This is a genomic window from Mesorhizobium sp. BR-1-1-10 (assembly GCF_020165595.1).
Classification (GTDB): Bacteria; Pseudomonadota; Alphaproteobacteria; order Rhizobiales; family Rhizobiaceae; genus Mesorhizobium; species Mesorhizobium australicum.
In genome coordinates this window covers 109,141-125,008 of sequence record NZ_JAIUIL010000011.1, presented here as the reverse complement: position 1 = coordinate 125,008, position 15,868 = coordinate 109,141, and the positions used below count along the sequence as shown (strand labels likewise).

The 15,868-nt window shown below is 65.5% G+C and carries 10 protein-coding genes and 1 pseudogene; 6 read left to right on the top strand and 5 right to left on the bottom strand.

Annotated elements, in window-relative coordinates:
- The first annotated feature begins 124 nt into the window (after positions 1 to 124).
- Genes LB555_RS23095 through LB555_RS23085 form a run of 3 tightly spaced genes read left to right on the top strand, consistent with a single transcriptional unit; the run spans position 125 to position 3,899 of the window.
- Positions 125 to 607 (top strand): (2Fe-2S)-binding protein, encoded by a 483-nt coding sequence (locus tag LB555_RS23095; RefSeq protein ID WP_224683855.1) that lies wholly within the window; start codon positions 125 to 127, stop codon positions 605 to 607.
- Positions 604 to 1,587 (top strand): FAD binding domain-containing protein, encoded by a 984-nt coding sequence (locus LB555_RS23090; protein WP_224683853.1) that lies wholly within the window; start codon positions 604 to 606, stop codon positions 1,585 to 1,587. Before LB555_RS23095 ends, LB555_RS23090 begins: the two co-directional genes overlap by 4 nt.
- Positions 1,584 to 3,899, top strand: coding sequence for a xanthine dehydrogenase family protein molybdopterin-binding subunit (locus LB555_RS23085; RefSeq protein ID WP_224683852.1), 2,316 nt, complete (start codon positions 1,584 to 1,586; stop codon positions 3,897 to 3,899). The genes LB555_RS23090 and LB555_RS23085 overlap by 4 nt, the downstream gene beginning before the upstream one ends.
- Positions 3,900 to 3,993: 94 nt before the next feature.
- Here the strand turns inward: LB555_RS23085 and LB555_RS23080 are convergent, their stop codons facing one another.
- A complete protein-coding gene (locus LB555_RS23080; RefSeq protein ID WP_140663371.1) occupies positions 3,994 to 5,004 on the bottom strand; it encodes a zinc-dependent alcohol dehydrogenase family protein in 1,011 nt (336 codons plus the stop codon).
- A 95-nt stretch (positions 5,005 to 5,099) separates the two neighbouring features.
- Here LB555_RS23080 and LB555_RS23075 point away from each other — a divergent pair, with 95 nt between their 5' ends.
- Complete coding sequence (locus LB555_RS23075) at positions 5,100 to 6,026, top strand: LysR family transcriptional regulator (protein WP_041163790.1); 927 nt, start codon at positions 5,100 to 5,102, stop codon at positions 6,024 to 6,026.
- 35 nt (positions 6,027 to 6,061) lie between these two features.
- Here the strand turns inward: LB555_RS23075 and LB555_RS23070 are convergent, their stop codons facing one another.
- Positions 6,062 to 7,363, bottom strand: coding sequence for a helix-turn-helix transcriptional regulator (locus LB555_RS23070; protein WP_224683851.1), 1,302 nt, complete (start codon positions 7,361 to 7,363; stop codon positions 6,062 to 6,064).
- Positions 7,364 to 7,409: 46 nt separating this feature from the next.
- Between LB555_RS23070 and LB555_RS23065 the strand changes: the two genes are divergently transcribed.
- Together LB555_RS23065 and LB555_RS23060 are read left to right on the top strand one after the other, a co-directional pair.
- The gene (locus LB555_RS23065; protein ID WP_015316937.1) at positions 7,410 to 8,366 is read left to right on the top strand and encodes an AraC family transcriptional regulator; all 957 of its coding nucleotides are present in this window, start codon (positions 7,410 to 7,412) and stop codon (positions 8,364 to 8,366) included.
- Positions 8,367 to 8,577: 211 nt separating this feature from the next.
- Positions 8,578 to 12,987 carry an autotransporter outer membrane beta-barrel domain-containing protein gene (locus LB555_RS23060; RefSeq protein ID WP_224683850.1) on the top strand — a complete coding sequence of 1,470 codons (4,410 nt, stop codon included), beginning with the start codon at positions 8,578 to 8,580 and terminating at the stop codon, positions 12,985 to 12,987.
- Positions 12,988 to 13,048: 61 nt separating this feature from the next.
- Here LB555_RS23060 and LB555_RS23055 read toward each other — a convergent pair whose 3' ends face one another.
- From LB555_RS23055 to LB555_RS23045, 3 genes and pseudogenes are all read right to left on the bottom strand, one after another.
- Entirely contained in the window at positions 13,049 to 13,930 is an 882-nt protein-coding gene (locus LB555_RS23055; protein WP_015316934.1) for an EamA family transporter, read from the bottom strand.
- A 410-nt stretch (positions 13,931 to 14,340) separates the two neighbouring features.
- Positions 14,341 to 15,423 carry a sensor histidine kinase gene (locus LB555_RS23050; RefSeq protein ID WP_140792425.1) on the bottom strand — a complete coding sequence of 361 codons (1,083 nt, stop codon included), beginning with the start codon at positions 15,421 to 15,423 and terminating at the stop codon, positions 14,341 to 14,343.
- A 230-nt stretch (positions 15,424 to 15,653) separates the two neighbouring features.
- Positions 15,654 to 15,839 (bottom strand): annotated as a pseudogene (locus tag LB555_RS23045) (RND transporter); the annotation flags it as partial.
- Positions 15,840 to 15,868 lie beyond the last annotated feature (29 nt).

The window sequence follows — 15,868 nt, the reverse complement described above, 5'->3', positions numbered from 1 at the left end:
TTCAGATTTCAGGCCGAACGGACCTGAAATCATCCGGCTCTAGGGCAGGCAAGCGGTCGGTTGGAGCGCCCTGCCCCAGTTTCAATTCATTCCCCCAGCGTCAAGCAACTGGAGCCAGACGCCCATGACGAGCAAGACCACGATTCCCGTCCATCTCGATATCAACGGCCAGCGTCACACGATGGAACTCGAGCCGCGTGTCACGCTGCTCGACGCCTTGCGTGACAGGCTCGGCCTGACCGGCACCAAGAAGGGCTGCGACCACGGCCAGTGCGGCGCCTGCACCGTCCATGTCGACGGCGAGCGCGTGCTGGCCTGCCTGACGCTGGCGGCGCAAGCCGAGGGCCGCGCCATCACCACCATAGAGGGGCTTGCACGGGAGGGCGAACTGCATCCCGTGCAGGCTGCCTTCCTCGAGCAGGACGCCTTCCAGTGCGGCTACTGCACGCCAGGCCAGATCATGTCGGCGGTGGCCTGCATCCGCGAGGGCCATGCCGGCTCGGACGAGGAAATCCGCGAATACATGGCCGGCAATCTCTGCCGCTGCGGCGCCTATCCGCATATTGTCGCCGCCGTGCGCCAGGCTGCGCTGGAGGCCGCGTCATGAGGGATTTTTCCTATTTTCGCGCCACTTCGGCTGATGCCGCCCGCCAGGCGGCCGCGCTGCCCGGCGCCATGCTTCTGGCAGGCGGCACCACGCTGATCGACCTCGCCAAATGCGGTGTCGCCGAGCCCGACACGCTGGTCGATATCACCCATCTCGAGGGGTTCGACCAGATCGAGATCGACGAGCGCGGCGCCGTCATCGGCGCGCTCGCCAGGATGGGCCATGTCGCCGACCATGACGACATCAAGAGCCGCTTCCCCGCCATCTCCGAAGCGCTCTGGCAGGCAGCCTCGGCGCAGATCCGCAACATGGCGACGATCGGCGGCAATCTGATGCAGCGCACGCGCTGCCCCTATTTCCGCGATCCCTCGAACTTTGCCGCCTGCAACAAGCGCGAACCAGGCAGCGGCTGTTCGGCGATCGGCGGCGTTACCAGGGGCCATGCCGTGCTTGGCACCAGCGAGGCTTGCATCGCCATGTATCCCGGAGACCTCGCCACCGCGCTCGTCGCTTTCGACGCAACGGTCCATCTGGGCGAACGGCGCGTGCCGGTGGAGAACTTTTTCCTGCTGCCAGGCGCGACGCCCGACAGGGAACACGCGATCGGACCGGGCGAGATGATCACCACCATCGAAATCCCTTCTTCCGCCGTAGCCCGCCGTTCGACCTATCTGAAGATCCGCGACCGGCAGTCCTATGAGTTCGCCGCGGCCAGTGCCGCTGTCGGGCTCGAACTGGAGGCCGACGGGCGCACCATCCGCGACCTGCGCGTGGCGCTCGGCGGCGTCGCGACCAAACCCTGGCGGGCGCGAACCGTGGAAGCCGCGCTGAAAGGCAAGGTGCTGGAGCCGGAAGCTGTTCGCACGGCCAGCCTGCTCGCCGTCGAAGGCGCCGTCGACCATGGAGCCAACCGCTACAAGATCGAACTCGCGCCGCGCGTCGTCGCACGCGCCATCCTCAAATTGGGAGAAGCGGCATGACTGTTCACATCGCAAGCACTGTTTACGTCGGAAGACATGGCGACGCGTCCGACGGCGCGCAGGTGGAGGCCGTCGGCGGCCGGCTGTCGCGCGTCGACGGCCCGGCCAAGATCACGGGTGCGGCGAAATACGCCGTCGAGCAGCAGCTCGAAGGGCTCGCCTATGCCGTGCTGGTCGAAAGCACCATCGCATCCGGCAAGGTGCGCGCCATCGAGACGGCGGAGGCCGAGACTGCGCCGGGCGTCCTCAAGGTGTTGACACCAGACACGATCATCAGCCTGAAAACCGCCTCGGACTGGTTCGGCACGCCACCGCCGGACAAACCCTATTGTCCGCTGGCGCACGACGTCACCTTCTCGGGCCAGCACGTCGCCGCCGTGATCGCCGAGACCTTCGAGCAGGCCGTGGCCGCCGCGACGATGGTCAAGGTCAGCTATGATGAGGCTCCGGCCATCGTCGACCTCAGCGACGGCAAGGCCGGCGACGGCGTCCCGGTCGACGCCATGACCAAGGAATGGGGCGACGCGGCCGCCGCCTTCGCCTCCGCCCCGGTGCGCATCTGCGCCGCCTACAACACACCGCGCGAATACCAGGCGCCGATGGAACCGCATGGCCTGATCGCCCGCTGGGAGGGTGACCATCTCACCGTGTGGGAGCCGAGCCAATGGCTGGACGGCATGGCGCGCACCTATGCCGAATGGTTCGGCGTGCCGTTCGAGAATGTGCGGCTGGTATCGCCCTATGTCGGCGGCGGCTTTGGCTCCAAGGCGCTGGCGCTCAGCCATGGCGCGATCGCCGCAAGTGCCGCGAAAATGCTCGGCCGGCCGGTGCGGCTGGTCATGACGCGGCCGCAGACCTTCACCGGCTATGGCGGCCGCGCCGCGACGCGGCAGACGGTGACGATCGGCGCCGACCATGACGGAAGAATCCAGTCGATCGTGCATCGCGGTGTCAACGAAACCTCCATCGACGGCATGTGGGTCGAGCCACTGGGCTCGGTCACCTCGATCATGTACGCGACGCCGAACTTCTCCTCGAAACAGAATGTCGTGCGGGTGAATTCGGTGGTGCCGGGCGCCATGCGCGCACCGGGTGAAAACCCGTCGGCCTTCGGCATCGAAAGTGCCATCGACGAGCTCGCCTACGAGGTCGGCATCGATCCGCTGGAAATCCGGCTGCGCAACTACGCCGAACAGGATCCGCACGCGAAAAAAGCCTGGTCGACCAGGCAGTTGCGCGAGGCTTTTGCAGCGGGTGCCGAACGCTTCGGCTGGGCCAGGCGCACGCCTGAGCCACGCTCGATGCGCGACGGCAACCATCTGGTCGGCTGGGGCGTGGCCGCCGGCACCTATCCGGTGCGGCGCGCCTATGGCGAGGCGATCGTGCGCATCCTGGCCGACGGCTCGGTCGAGGTCGAAAGCTCCTCCATCGACATGGGCCAGGGCACCTACACCATCCTGGCGCAGACGGCCGCCGAAACGGTCGGCGTTGCGGCCGACGACGTGGTGGTGAAGCTCGGCGATTCGCGCTTCCCCCGCGCCGGCGTCGCCGGCGGCTCGCGGCTGGCCGGCGTGATGACGGGCGCGGTCCACAAGGCCGCGACCTCGGCGCTCGACCAGCTGGTCGGCCTGGCGATCAGCGATCCGCGCTCGCCCTTCCATGCGCTGCAGGCCAACACGCTGGTCGTCGTCAATGGCCGCATCACCGCGCCGCGGGGCGACGGCCCCGACGTCTCGATCGCCGAACTGCTCAAAAGCGTCGGCCGCGACCGCATCGAGGCGACGGGCGACACCATGCCGGCCAATTCGAGCGTCGAGGATCGCTACAAGAACTACACCACCATCGCCATGGCGCTGCCACACACGGAGGGTGACTATTCGCGCCATTCCTGGTGCGCGCATTTCGTCGAGGTGCGCGTCGACGAGGATTTCGGCACGGTGCGTGTGTCGCGCGTCGTGTCGGCGCTGGATTCGGGCCGCCTCTACAATCCGAAACTCGCCGAGAGCCAGTGGAAGGGCGGCATCATCATGGGCATCGGCCAGGCGCTGCTCGAAGAAGGCATCGTCGATCGCCGCCACGGCCGCATCGTCAACAACAACCTCGCCGACTATCTCATCCCGACCAATGCCGACATCCCCGACATCGAGGTGATCTCGGTGGGGATTCCCGACCCGCACTCCTCGGTGCTCGGCGGCAAGGGCGTCGGCGAGCTGGCGATCGTCGGCATGGCGCCGGCCATTGCCAACGCGGTGTTCCATGCCACAGGCAAGCGCGTGCGGGATCTGCCGATCACGCTGGAGAAGCTGATCTGACGGAGAGGCTGCCAATCTTCCCCCTCGTGGGGGAGATTGGATGTCGCGGCGGTTCCGCCAATTTTCAACATTGAAAAAAAAGCGCCTGCGCCGATCACCACTCCAGCCCGAACACCAGCTTGCCGAAGTGCAGGCCGCCGGCGGCCATGTGGGCGTAGGCTTCGGCCGCTTCGTCGGGCGAAAACACCTTGTCGACCACCGGCTCGATCCGGGCCGCGCCGACGGCGCGGGCGGCGTCGCTGAGATCGGACACCGATCCGGTGTTGTTGCCGACCACTTTCAGCGCCTTGATGATGATCGGCAGCAGATTGATCGTGGCTTCGGCACCGGTGACGAAGCCGATGGTGAACAGCGTACCGCCGGGCGCGGTGGCGTTGACGGCGCGGGCGAAGGTGGCGCTGCCCCCGGTCTCGACGACAAGGTCGGCGCCGAGGCCGCCGGTCAGCTCCAGCACCTTGCCATCCCACTCGGGCGTCGCGCGGTAGTTGATGAGATGATCGGCGCCGAGCGCCTTCGCCCGCTCCAGCTTTTCGTCCGACGACGAGGTGATGATGACGGTCGCGCCGGCGGCTTTGGCGAGCTGCAGGGTGAAGATGGAGACGCCGCCAGTGCCAAGCAGCACGACGACCGAGCCCGGCCCGACATCGGCGGCGCGGATGGCGTTCCAGGCGGTGGTGCCGGCGATGGGCAGCGTCGACGCCGCCTCGAAGGAAAGATGAGCCGGCACCGGCACCAGCGAATTGGCCGGCAACGCGACATATTCGGCCAGTGACCCCGGCAGCGAAATGCCGCGCATCTGCGTCATTTCGTAAGGCCGCGGCGGCCCACCGATCCAGCGCGGCTTGGCATGGGCGATGACGCGATCGCCGATGGCGAATTTCGCAACGTCCTCGCCCAGCGCGACGATCTCGCCGGCGCCGTCGGCTACGGGGATGAGCGGAAAGCTCGGTCCGGGATAATTGCCGCTTGCCACCGCCACATCGACGAAATTGAGGCTCGCCGCACGCTGGCGGATCAGCACCTCTCCGCGCTGCGGTTCGGGGGTTGCAACGGTGGCGGCGCGGAAGGCGTCCAGCCTGGGCTGGCTGAGTTCGATGGCTTTCATGGTTTCACTCCGGTGGACGATTGGTGGTTGAGTGAACCTATTTGCTGCGTTATCTCTGGATAATCCTCGTTTCGCGAAATTGAGAACTGTGAATGATGCAGCAATCTCACGAACCCGCTGCCCTTGCCGAGATGGCTGCGTTCGCGGCCATCGCCGAGGCGCGCTCCTTCACCAAAGCGGCGGCGCGGGTCGGGCGCGACGCGACCATTCTGTCGCGGCGCCTGCAATCGCTGGAAACGCGGCTGGGGGTGAGATTGCTCTCGCGCACGACGCGCAGCGTCTCGCTGACCGAAGCGGGCGCCGAATTCCTGATGCGCGTGCGCGCCATCCTTGCATCCGTCGACGAGGCCGAGGCCGTCGCGTCCGCGCATGCCGGAGGCCGCCCGCGCGGCGTGCTCAGGCTGGCGCTGCCCGGCACGTTCGGGCGCATGTGGATCGGGCCGCTGCTGCCTCAATTCCTTGCCGAATTTCCCGATGTCCGCATCGAGGCCGAATTCTCCAACCGCTTCACCGATCTGGTCGCCGAGAATTTCGACGTCGCCGTGCGGCTGGGCAGCCTGGAGGATTCGCGCCTGGTGGCACGCAAGGTGGCGACGCGACGCAGGCTGCTCTGCGCGGCTCCCTCCTATCTCGCCCGCAGGGGCACGCCGGAGACGCCGCAGGCGCTGCTCGATCATTCCTGCCTGGGCTTCTCGGGCTTCCAGACCTTTCCGGCCTGGGAGATGACCGACCGCGAGGGCCGGCGCGCGCGCGTCGAGGTTTCCGGGCCGTTGGTCAGCGACGATGCCGAGGTGCTGGTCGAGGCCGCCGTGCAGGGGCTCGGCCTGATGATGAGCACCGACTGGCTGGTCGGGCGCGAGCTTGCCGATGGACGGCTGGTGCCTGTGCTGGAGGAGTGGACCTTGGCGGATGAAGGCGCCGTCTATGTCGTCACGCCCTCGGCCAAGGGAAAAGCCGCCAAGACCCGCGCCTTCACCGACTGGATCGGCAAGCGCTTCGCGCCGGAACCGCCCTGGCGGTAAAGCCGCTGACCCGCTCGCGGTAGAGACTGCGCGCTTCAGGGCCCATGAGCCGCCAGCGGCATGCCGATGTCCGACACGAGTTTGACGAGGTCGGCTTGGCGTCTCGTGCCGGTTTTGGCAAAGATTCGGTTGAGGTGGGTCTTCAAGGTGTTTTCGCCAATGCCGAGCGCCAACGCGCTCTTGGACGCTGACAATCCGCTGCCGATCCGCAGCAGCACCCGCGCCTCCGAGGGCGTAAGATCGAACAGCGTGGTCAGAACGGCCTCCGGGAGGGGAGAAGCCGATGTCGTCGTCGATATGAACACAGCCGCGCATGCCGGCCGGAAAACCGCGCGCGCCGTTCCTTCAGTCAACGGCAACACATAGGCAACGGCGGGCGGCTGGCCTTGGGCCGAAACCGGCAGCCCTATGCCGCGCGCGCCAAGCGAGGCATCCGCGCTCGCCGTGCTGGCGATCGCGTCGAGCAGGGCGCGGGCCACGACCCGATTCTGTGCCTGGAGCAGGCCGTTCCTGGAGAGAATGGGCCCCTGCACCGAAAACATCTGTTCGGCGGCCGCATTCGCATGGAGGATTGCTCCATTGGCGTGGGTAAGCACGACAGGCACAGCCAAATGATCGAGCGCCTGACGATAAAGATCGATGGTGATGCGGCCCTGGTCGAGCAGATCGCCGATCAGCGAAGCACGGCGCAGATGCGGCGAGAGCAATGCCAGGAAATGCTGCTCTTCGATCGAGATGCCTCCCCTGCTGGCTCGCGTGGTGCAGCCCAGAAGCCCGATTCGGTCCGGCGTATGAACGAATTTGGTGATGCAAGCCTCGCGCAGTCCCTGCGGTTTGGCCCAGTTCTGAAAAAACGGCGTCAGTTGGAGTTCGCTTTCGCTCATGAGCGACAGCGTCGCAACGGGCCGGTCGACATCGCCGACGACCGCTGCCTTCAGCCCGGGAATTCCATCAAAGTCATAGTCTTCCTCGAGGGCCCGCATCCGTACGGGATCCCAGGGCGACTGAGCCGCGAAACGGCCGCTATTATGGGCGGTGCCGGCAAGCGCGATGGTGGTATAGGCCGCGTCGACAGCTTTCGTGACGCGGGTCATGACTCCGGCCCAGCCTTCCGGGTTCAAAACGCAATCGTAGATATCGCCGATAATCGAACTCAGGACTTCACTGCTCAGCCTTTCCATCACACCTCCAGGCACGCCCCGATCTCGCCTCGGAGGAATTTGTGACATCATACTTTTGGATGACGCAAGTCGCGGCCGCTCTCGACTATGGGTTGAACTTGGTCGCTTGAACGCCGGGCCGCCACTGTTGCCGGTTATTGTCGCAATGGAAAGCATCGCGTTCGATATTTTTTAAGCCGTGGACAGTTGTCGAGGTTCCCCATTGTCGCGAAAGACGGTGCTTTCATCGGCTCGGTTGCCACCGCATCTTGATGAACGAGAACGATTTTCCCCGTGGCAAGACATCCCTGTCGCGGAAATACGGTCGGCCGAATACGACAGTCCGGCAAACCTGCACTTCGAAGCCATCGAAGCCACGGCCGTCGGTTCAGCGGTTCTCGGCCAGATGTCCGGACCCGTCAAGCATGCCACACGCAAAGCGAGCAACATCGCCAATGACGACAAGGACGGCTATCTGCTGATGATCAACAAGGCCGACACCATGCTGTCAGGGGTACATGCCGGCCGCGAATATGCCGTCGGCCGGGGAGAGGCCGTGCTTGTCACCGCATCGGAAGCTCTGAAAATGAACGGTGCCGACAGCAATGTCTGGACGAATGTGGTGGTCCCACGCGCGATCCTCCTGCGCGCCTTCCCGCAGATCGATGACAGGCTGGGGCTGAAGATCGGCGCCGACAGCGAAGCCCTCGAGCTTCTCAAACGCTATTGCCTGCTTCTTGAAAGCGGCAGCCCGCTTGCCTCCGCGGATCTGATCACGCACGCGACGGACACGATCGTGGATCTGATCGGCCTGGCGACCGGCGCAAAAGGTCGAGCTGCCGAACTGGTCGGGCTTCGGGGCCTGCGCGCTGCCAGGCTGGAGGCCGTCCTCGCAAGGATCGCCGAGGATTTTATCGACCCCGGAATCTCCGCCCAAAGTGTCGCTCTACAACTCGGCCTGTCGGTGCGCTACGTCCACGACCTCCTTCAGGAGACGGGAATGAGCTTCTCCGAACGCGTTCTCGAACTGCGTCTGCAGAGCGCCCACAGGATGCTCTCGCACAAACACAGCGACATGCGGGTCAGTGACATCGCCCTGACAAGCGGATTCAGCGACGTATCGTACTTCAACCGCTGCTTTCGTCGCCGTTTCGGCTATACGCCGACAAGCGCCAGATAAGTTTTGCAGCCTTCGCCAGCAGTCCGGTACCGCCCGTGCGAGGCCGTTCCGCAGCGGCTTGCGCCACCGATGACGCCGAACTGCCACAATGCGCGCAAAACACGCTGCTTTTCACTCCAGTCCAATTCCGGTGCGGCCCTGCCCAAGACAAGGCCGGGCTCCAATGACATGTCAGCCTCAGGGTGAAACGACTGTCATGTCAGGGGATCGAATGCCGCGGAATGCATTTGGAGGCCGCAAGGCCAACGCATTGAAAAACCTGGCGCTGGCGTCGACGGCACTGGTCTGCCTTGGCCTGCCGATCCCCGCATCGGCAGCCGAGATCTGGACCGGCGCCGCCTCCACGGATTGGTTTACCGCCGGAAACTGGAACCCCGCCGCTGTTCCGACATCGAGCGACGATGTTATGCTCGATCCGGTGTTCCCGCACCCGACCGTGGTCAATGCGGCGAATGCGGCCGCTCATTATCTGTTTGTCGGCACCATTTCGAGTTACTCGGGCTCGCTGACGATCACCAATGGCGGCACCCTCTCCGACACTGCCGGCTATCTCGGCTACGCTTCGGACGCGAGCGGCACCGTGAGCGTCACTGGAGCAGGCTCCGTCTGGAGCAACAGTTCGGACCTTTTCCTTGCCTTGGGTACGAACAGCAACGGCACCTTGACGATCTCCAGCGGCGGCGCTGTGAGCGACAAAGTGGGTCATGTCGGCTACGGCCCGGGCACCGGCACCGTAACGGTGGACGGCCCGGGCTCGACATGGACCAACAGCGGAGATCTTTATATCGCCGAATTTGGCACAGGCACGCTGGACATCACCAATGGCGGCGTGGTCAGCAATGCCATGGGCACCATCGGTTGGCATGTAGGCTCCACCGGCACGGTGACGGTCGACGGAGCGGGTTCGACCTGGACAAACTCCTCCCACCTATACGTCGGCGATCAGGGCACCGGTGCGCTGAAGATCTCGAACGGCGGCAAGGTCAGCAATCTGAGCGGTATCCTGGGCAACCTGGCGGGCTCCAGTGGCACGGCAACTGTCGACGGTGCTGGCTCGACCTGGGCGAACGCGGCCCTTGCGGTTGGGAACGCGGGCTTCGGCGCGCTGACGGTCACGAATGGCGGCGCGGTCACCAGTTCGGTGGGCCATGCCGGCTATGCCGCGGGCTCCAAGGGCCTGGTGGCGGTCGACGGCGTCGGCTCGGCCTGGACCAACACTTCGGACCTCTTCATCGGCTTCCAGGGCCAGGGTACGCTGACGATCTCGAATGGCGGCGCGGTCAGCAACACCATCGGTATGATCGGCGCGCAGACGGGCTCGACCGGCATCGCGTTCGTCGATGGCGCCGGCTCGATCTGGACAAACAGCTCCAACCTGATTGTGGGCAATTTGGGTAACGGCGCACTGGGGGTCACTCACGGCGGCGTGGTCAGCAACACCTGGGCCGCTGTCGGCGCGAAGACGGGCTCCATCGGCATGGCGTTCGTCGACGGCGCCGGCTCGACCTGGACCAACAGCGGAAACCTGAGTATTGGCGATTTCGGCGCCGGCACTTTGGCGATAAGCAATGGCGGCGCCGTCACCAACGCCTGGGGCTTTGTCGGCAACTCGGCGGGCTCGGCTGGCGAAGTGTTCGTCGACGGCGCGGGATCAAAGTGGACAAATAGCGGGAATCTCTACCTCGGGGGTCTCAGCACGGGCACGCTGACGATCTCGAACGGGGGCGCGGTCAGCGACACTGTAGGCGCTGTGGGCACCATGGCGGGCTCGACGGGCTTTGCCACTATCACCGGTGCGGGCTCGACCTGGACAAGCAGTTCCGACTTCTATGTCGGCGATGGAGGCACTGGCACGCTGAAAATCCTGAACGGTGGCGCAGTCAGCAATGCCATGGGCTACGTTGGCTTCGAGGCGGCCTCGACGGGCACGGCAATGGTCGACGGTGCAGGCTCGACCTGGACCAACAGCGGAAACCTCAAGGTTGGGGTTGCGGGCACGGGCACGCTAGTTGTCACGAACGGTGGCGGCGTGAGCAACCTTGCTGGCTATCTCGGATATGCCGCGGGCTCGACCGGGACGGCGACGGTGGACGGCACCGGCTCAACCTGGGCGAATACGGGCGAACTCATTGTTGGCCAATCAGGAACCGGCACGCTCGACATCACCAATGGCGGCGCCGTTAGCAACCAGACTGGCTCTGCGGGCTACGACGTCGGGTCCATGGGCACCGTCACGGTCGATGGACCGGGTTCGAGCTGGACGAATTCCGGCGACCTGTTCCTCGGTTTCAAGGGCGCCGGCACGCTCCAGGTGGCAGATGGCGGCCATGTCCTCAACCAGGCCGCACTCCTCGCAGTGTTTGAAACCGCAACCGCCACCGTGACGGTGGACGGGGCGGGATCCTCCTGGAGCACCGATGACAATCTTATCCTGGGAAGCGCCGGTCACGCGGCACTTTCCATCTCCAGCGGCGGTTCAGCGGATGCAGATTCCGTCTTTGTCGGCCAGGCGGCGACAGCCACCGGTGCGGTTACCGTCGACGGCGTGGGCTCGAAATGGACCAACAAGAACGGCATGTACCTTGGCGGTCTGGGAATCGGCACTCTTGCCGTCACCAATGGCGGCGTCGCATCCGGCGGCGGCACCTACATGGCGTTCGCCGCCGGTGCCACCGGCCAGGCAACCGTTGATGGCCCGGCCTCACTGTGGGAGATGCACGGCGACCTGGATATCGGGTTCAGCGGCACTGCTTCGGTGACGCTCTCCAACGGCGGCACCGCTCTGGTGGACGGCTCTACCGTGATCGCCAGCCAGGCCGGCTCTGTCGGCGCGCTTAACATCGGCGGCGCGGCGGGCTCCGCGGCGGCGGGCGCCGGCGTCCTCGATTCGGCAACGTTGCAGTTCGGCTCCGGCACCGGCACGCTCAATTTCAACCATACCAGCGCGAACAATGGCTTCGCTTCGGCGATCAGCGGACTGGGGACGATCAACCAGATCGCCGGCAACACCAAGTTGACCAGTAATTCCTCCGGCTTCACCGGGACGACGAACGTTCTCGGCGGCGGCCTCTATGTCAACGGCTCGCTCGGTGGCGCGATCAACGTCACCGGCGGCCTGCTTGGCGGGTCGGGCACGGTAGGCAACGTGACCATTGCTTCGGGCGGCACCTTTGCACCGGGCAATTCGATCGGCACGATCAATGTCAGCAACACAGCCTTCTCGGCCGGTTCGACTTATGCAGTTGAAGTCGAAATCGGCGGCACATCCGATCGGATCAGCGCCACCGGTACGGTGACGATCGGCGGCGGCACGGTCGACGTCATCCCCTATCCGGATTATGCGACCGGCACGACCTATACGATCGTCACGGCGGCGGGCGGTGTCACCGGCACCTTCGACAAGGCCAGTCTCGAAGGCGGCTCGATCTTCATTGCGCCGACGCTCACCTATGACGCGAACAATGTCTATCTCAACCTGGCCAAGGCAAGCTTTGCCAGTGTAGGCCTGACGCCTAACCAGATCGCCACCGGCGGCGGCGCCGAAAGCCTTGGCGCCGGCAATCCGCTCTTCGATGCCATCTTTGCCTTGCCGAGCGAGGCAGCCGCCCAAGACGCCTTCGACCAGCTTTCCGGCGAAATCCACGCCTCGGCCAAGGGGCTGCTGATCGAGGACTCCGGCTTCATCCGCGACGCCGCCAACAGCCGCATCGCTGCCGCCTTCGGTGATGCCGGCGCGGCGGCGCTTCCGGTCATGGCCTATGGCGAGGGCGGCCCGGAAATGGTCGCCGCCGATACCGACCGCTTCGCCGTCTGGGGCCAGGCGTTCGGTTCCTGGGGCAGTACCGACAGCGACGGCAACGCCGCCGCCTTCGACCGCTCGACCGGCGGCCTGCTGGCCGGCGCCGACGCTTTGGTCGGCGGCTGGCGCGTCGGTGTTCTCGGCGGCTACAGCCATTCCTCCTTCGACGCCGACGATCGCAATTCCTCCGGCAAGAGCGACGGCTACCATCTCGGCCTCTATGGCGGCACCAATTGGGGCGCCATCGCCTTCCGCACCGGTGCGGCCTACAGTTGGAGCAGCCTCTCGACCAAGCGGTCCGTCGCCTTCACCGGTTTTGCCGATCAGCTCTCGGCCGACTATGATGCCGGCACCGCGCAGATGTTCGGCGAACTCGCCTACAAGGCCGAGACCAGCGGGGGCCTCAAGTTCGAACCCTTCGCTAACCTCGCTTATGTCAGCCTGCACACTGACAGCTTCAGCGAAACCGGCGGTGCGGCGGCCTTGACCAGCGCCGGCGCGAGCAGCAACGCCACCTTCACTACGCTCGGCTTGCGCGGCTCGACCGATTTTGCGCTTGGCGGCGTCAATGCCACCGCGCGCGGCATGCTCGGCTGGCGCCACGCTTTCGGCGACGTCACGCCAAACTCGAGTTTCGCCTTCGCCGGCGGCGACGCCTTCACCATCGCCGGCGTGCCGATCGCCAGGGACGCGGCGGTTATCGAAGCCGGCATCGACATGAAAGTGTCGCCCAATGCCACGCTCGGCCTGTCCTATTCCGGGCAGTTCGGTGGTGGCGCCTTCGACAACGGCGCCAAGGCAAACCTCAGTGTCAAGTTCTGACGACAACAGGCCGCCGGCTCGCGCCAAATTAACGTCGCCGGGCGGTCCTGGCGTCCGTCCCCTACTCCGGCGACGGCACCGGCGGCTTCGAGGTTAGCGCGGTGCCGGCGGCGGCCACGATCACGGCGGCGATGCCGGCCAATTGCGGCGTGGTCAGGCTTTCCCGCAGGAACAGGAACCCGGCCAGCGCGCCAAGCCCCGGCTCGAGGCAGGTCAGCGTGCCATAGATGCGCGCCGGCATGCGGGTCAGCGCCACCATCTCCAGGAAGAACGGCAGCGCGCTCGAGAACAGGCCGACGAGCAGCGCGCTGACCAGGATCGACGGCGCGAGCAGGCCGCTTCCCGCCTCGGCAATGCCAAAGGGCAGCACCAGCACAGCGGCGATCGCCATGCCATAGGCGGTGGTGCGGGTGCCGAGTTCCGCGCCCGCCTTCTGCGCCAGAACGATATAGAGCGCCCAGAACCCGCCGGCCGCCAGCGCCAGCATCACGCCGATCGGGTCGAGCGGCTTTAGCGAGTGGATGAAGGGCGACAACAGCACGATGCCGGCGACCGCAAGTGCGATCCAGGCAAAGTCGCTGGCCCGCCGAGAGGTCAGTGTCGCCACCAGCAGCGGACCGGAAAACTCCAGCGCCACCGCGACGCCGAGCGGGATCCTGGCAAGTGCCGCGTAGAACAGAAGGTTGAGCGCGCACAGCGTCACCCCATAGGCGATGAGCCACGGCATGGTGGCGCGCGAGGGCCGTACCTGCCAGGGCCGCAGCACCGCGATCAGCATCAGCGCGCCGATGACCAGCCTGAGCGTCGTCGTGCCTTGCGCGCCGATCACCGGAAACAGCGTCTTGGCGAAGGTGGCGCCGATCTGGATCGACACCATGGCCCCCATCAGCGCCGCGACCGGCAAGGGTGCGGCTTCGCGGCTGGCAAGCGGCATTGATGTCACTTGTGCTTCATCTCCATGCCCGACGCGAAAACCTGCCCGGCAGCAATGCAATAGGATGAACCGGCCTGGCTGTCGTGAGACAGCGCGGATGCCTCGATGGGGGCACGGCCAGAAACGGTCGATGCCGTAAGGCGATTCCGCCACCGACAGCGCTTCGGGCGCCGGCGCGACACCGATGGCCGCCGGCCCACGGACGCGTCGCTGGCGGCGGCCCGGTTGAGTTCGACGACGGTCCCTGCCCTGAGCAGATGCGCCGTAGTCGGTCAGCGTGGTGGGCGAAAGCGCCGTGCGCCGCGCCAGTTCGGCACGACTGCGGACCGTCGTCGCGCAGCATGCGCAGGATCGCCGCTCCAAACTGGATTTGGCAGAACGCCGAACCCGCCCTAACCAGTTGGTTTCCTGGAATTGCCCTAGGCCGCGGCGGCGGAGCGCTTGAACACGATCGTGACCCGCGTGCCTTCGTCGGCGCTGGAAGTCACGTCGAACTCAGCCTTGGCGTTCTCTGTCAGCGATTGTGCGATGAGCGCGCCGAGCTTGCCTTGCTTGGGCCAGCTCTCGCCTTCCGGCAACCCGATCCCGTCATCGGCGACGACGACGCGGCAGCCATCCCCGTTCACGACGCTGTGCAGCGTGATCGTGCCGCTGTCACGCCCGCGAAATGCATGCTTGAGCGCGTTGGTCAGCAATTCGTTGACCACCAGGCCGGTGGGCATGGCAACGTTGATCGAGACCGGGTAGGTGTCCACCTTCATGTCGAGGCGAATGCCCTCGACAGCATGCGAACTCATCACGGCTGACGCGATCTGGCTCAGATAGACGCCGAGATCGACCTCCTCCTTGTGCTCCTCGCCCGATAGCGTTTGATAGAGGATGGCCAAGGCGTCGACGCGGCCGGCCAGTCTTTCGAAGCGTTTCCGGTCCGGCTCGGTCGCATTGCGCGTTTCGAGGCGGATCAGGGCGGTGATCATCTGCAGATTGTTCTTCACCCGGTGCTGCAATTCCCGCAGCAGCGTGTCTTTCTCGCGGACGCGCTCCTCGATCGAGCGCGCATCTTCGGTCTCGCCATGGGCCGAGACGTCGACCAGTGCCACCAGCCGGAAGCAGGCCTTGCCGTTGTCATCCTCGATGACGTTGGAATAGACGTCGACGATCGCAGGCTTGTCCTCGGCCCGCTCGAGCCGGAACGTGCCGACGAAATCGGTCCCGTCGACCACCGCATCGGACAGCGCGCTGTCCTTCTGCTGGTGCAGGCCAATGCCGGAAAGTGCCGCCCAATGCTTCTGGGCGAGGCTCGCCGCCTTCAGGCCCGACAGTTTCTCGAACTCCGGATTGGCATAGACGACACGTTCCTGCCCGCCGAGGTCCGAAACGGCGATGGCAATCGGCACTTGGTCGAGGAACTTCTTGAACTGTTCGCTTTCCAGCGCGCTGGCAAGGTCGGGCGTTTCCAGCAACTGCTCGACCGTTTCCGCCTTATCTGAATTCGATGTCATCTCTTGCATCCAGGAATTTTCTGGACGCCACCAATATCAGCGAAGCGATGCGCGAGCTATCGCCAAAAGTGCCACTTTCACCGGCATCAGGACTAGGCCCGCGCCGGCCTGGTCCCGCGCAACGGCAGCGCCATGGTGAAATCCAGGCCGTCGCCAAGATGATTCTGCTTGATGATGGCATCGCATTGCAAGCGTTCCCCAGCCTGGAACCCTGCAGGAACCCGAACCGGTCAACTCTGGCCGGCCACCTTCGCCAGCCGCGGACCGGTCTTGCCGTCGACGATTTCGGGCCTGGCGCTGTCGACCGCGCCGTCCCAGCCGCCGCAGAGCGCCTTGTTGAGGGCGATGTAGTCGGTCGCCAGAAGGACGCGGCTCTGCAACAGCGAATCCTCGGCCGAGTAGAGCGAGCGCTGGGCCCCGCGGCCACCGAGCCACGTTCAAAACC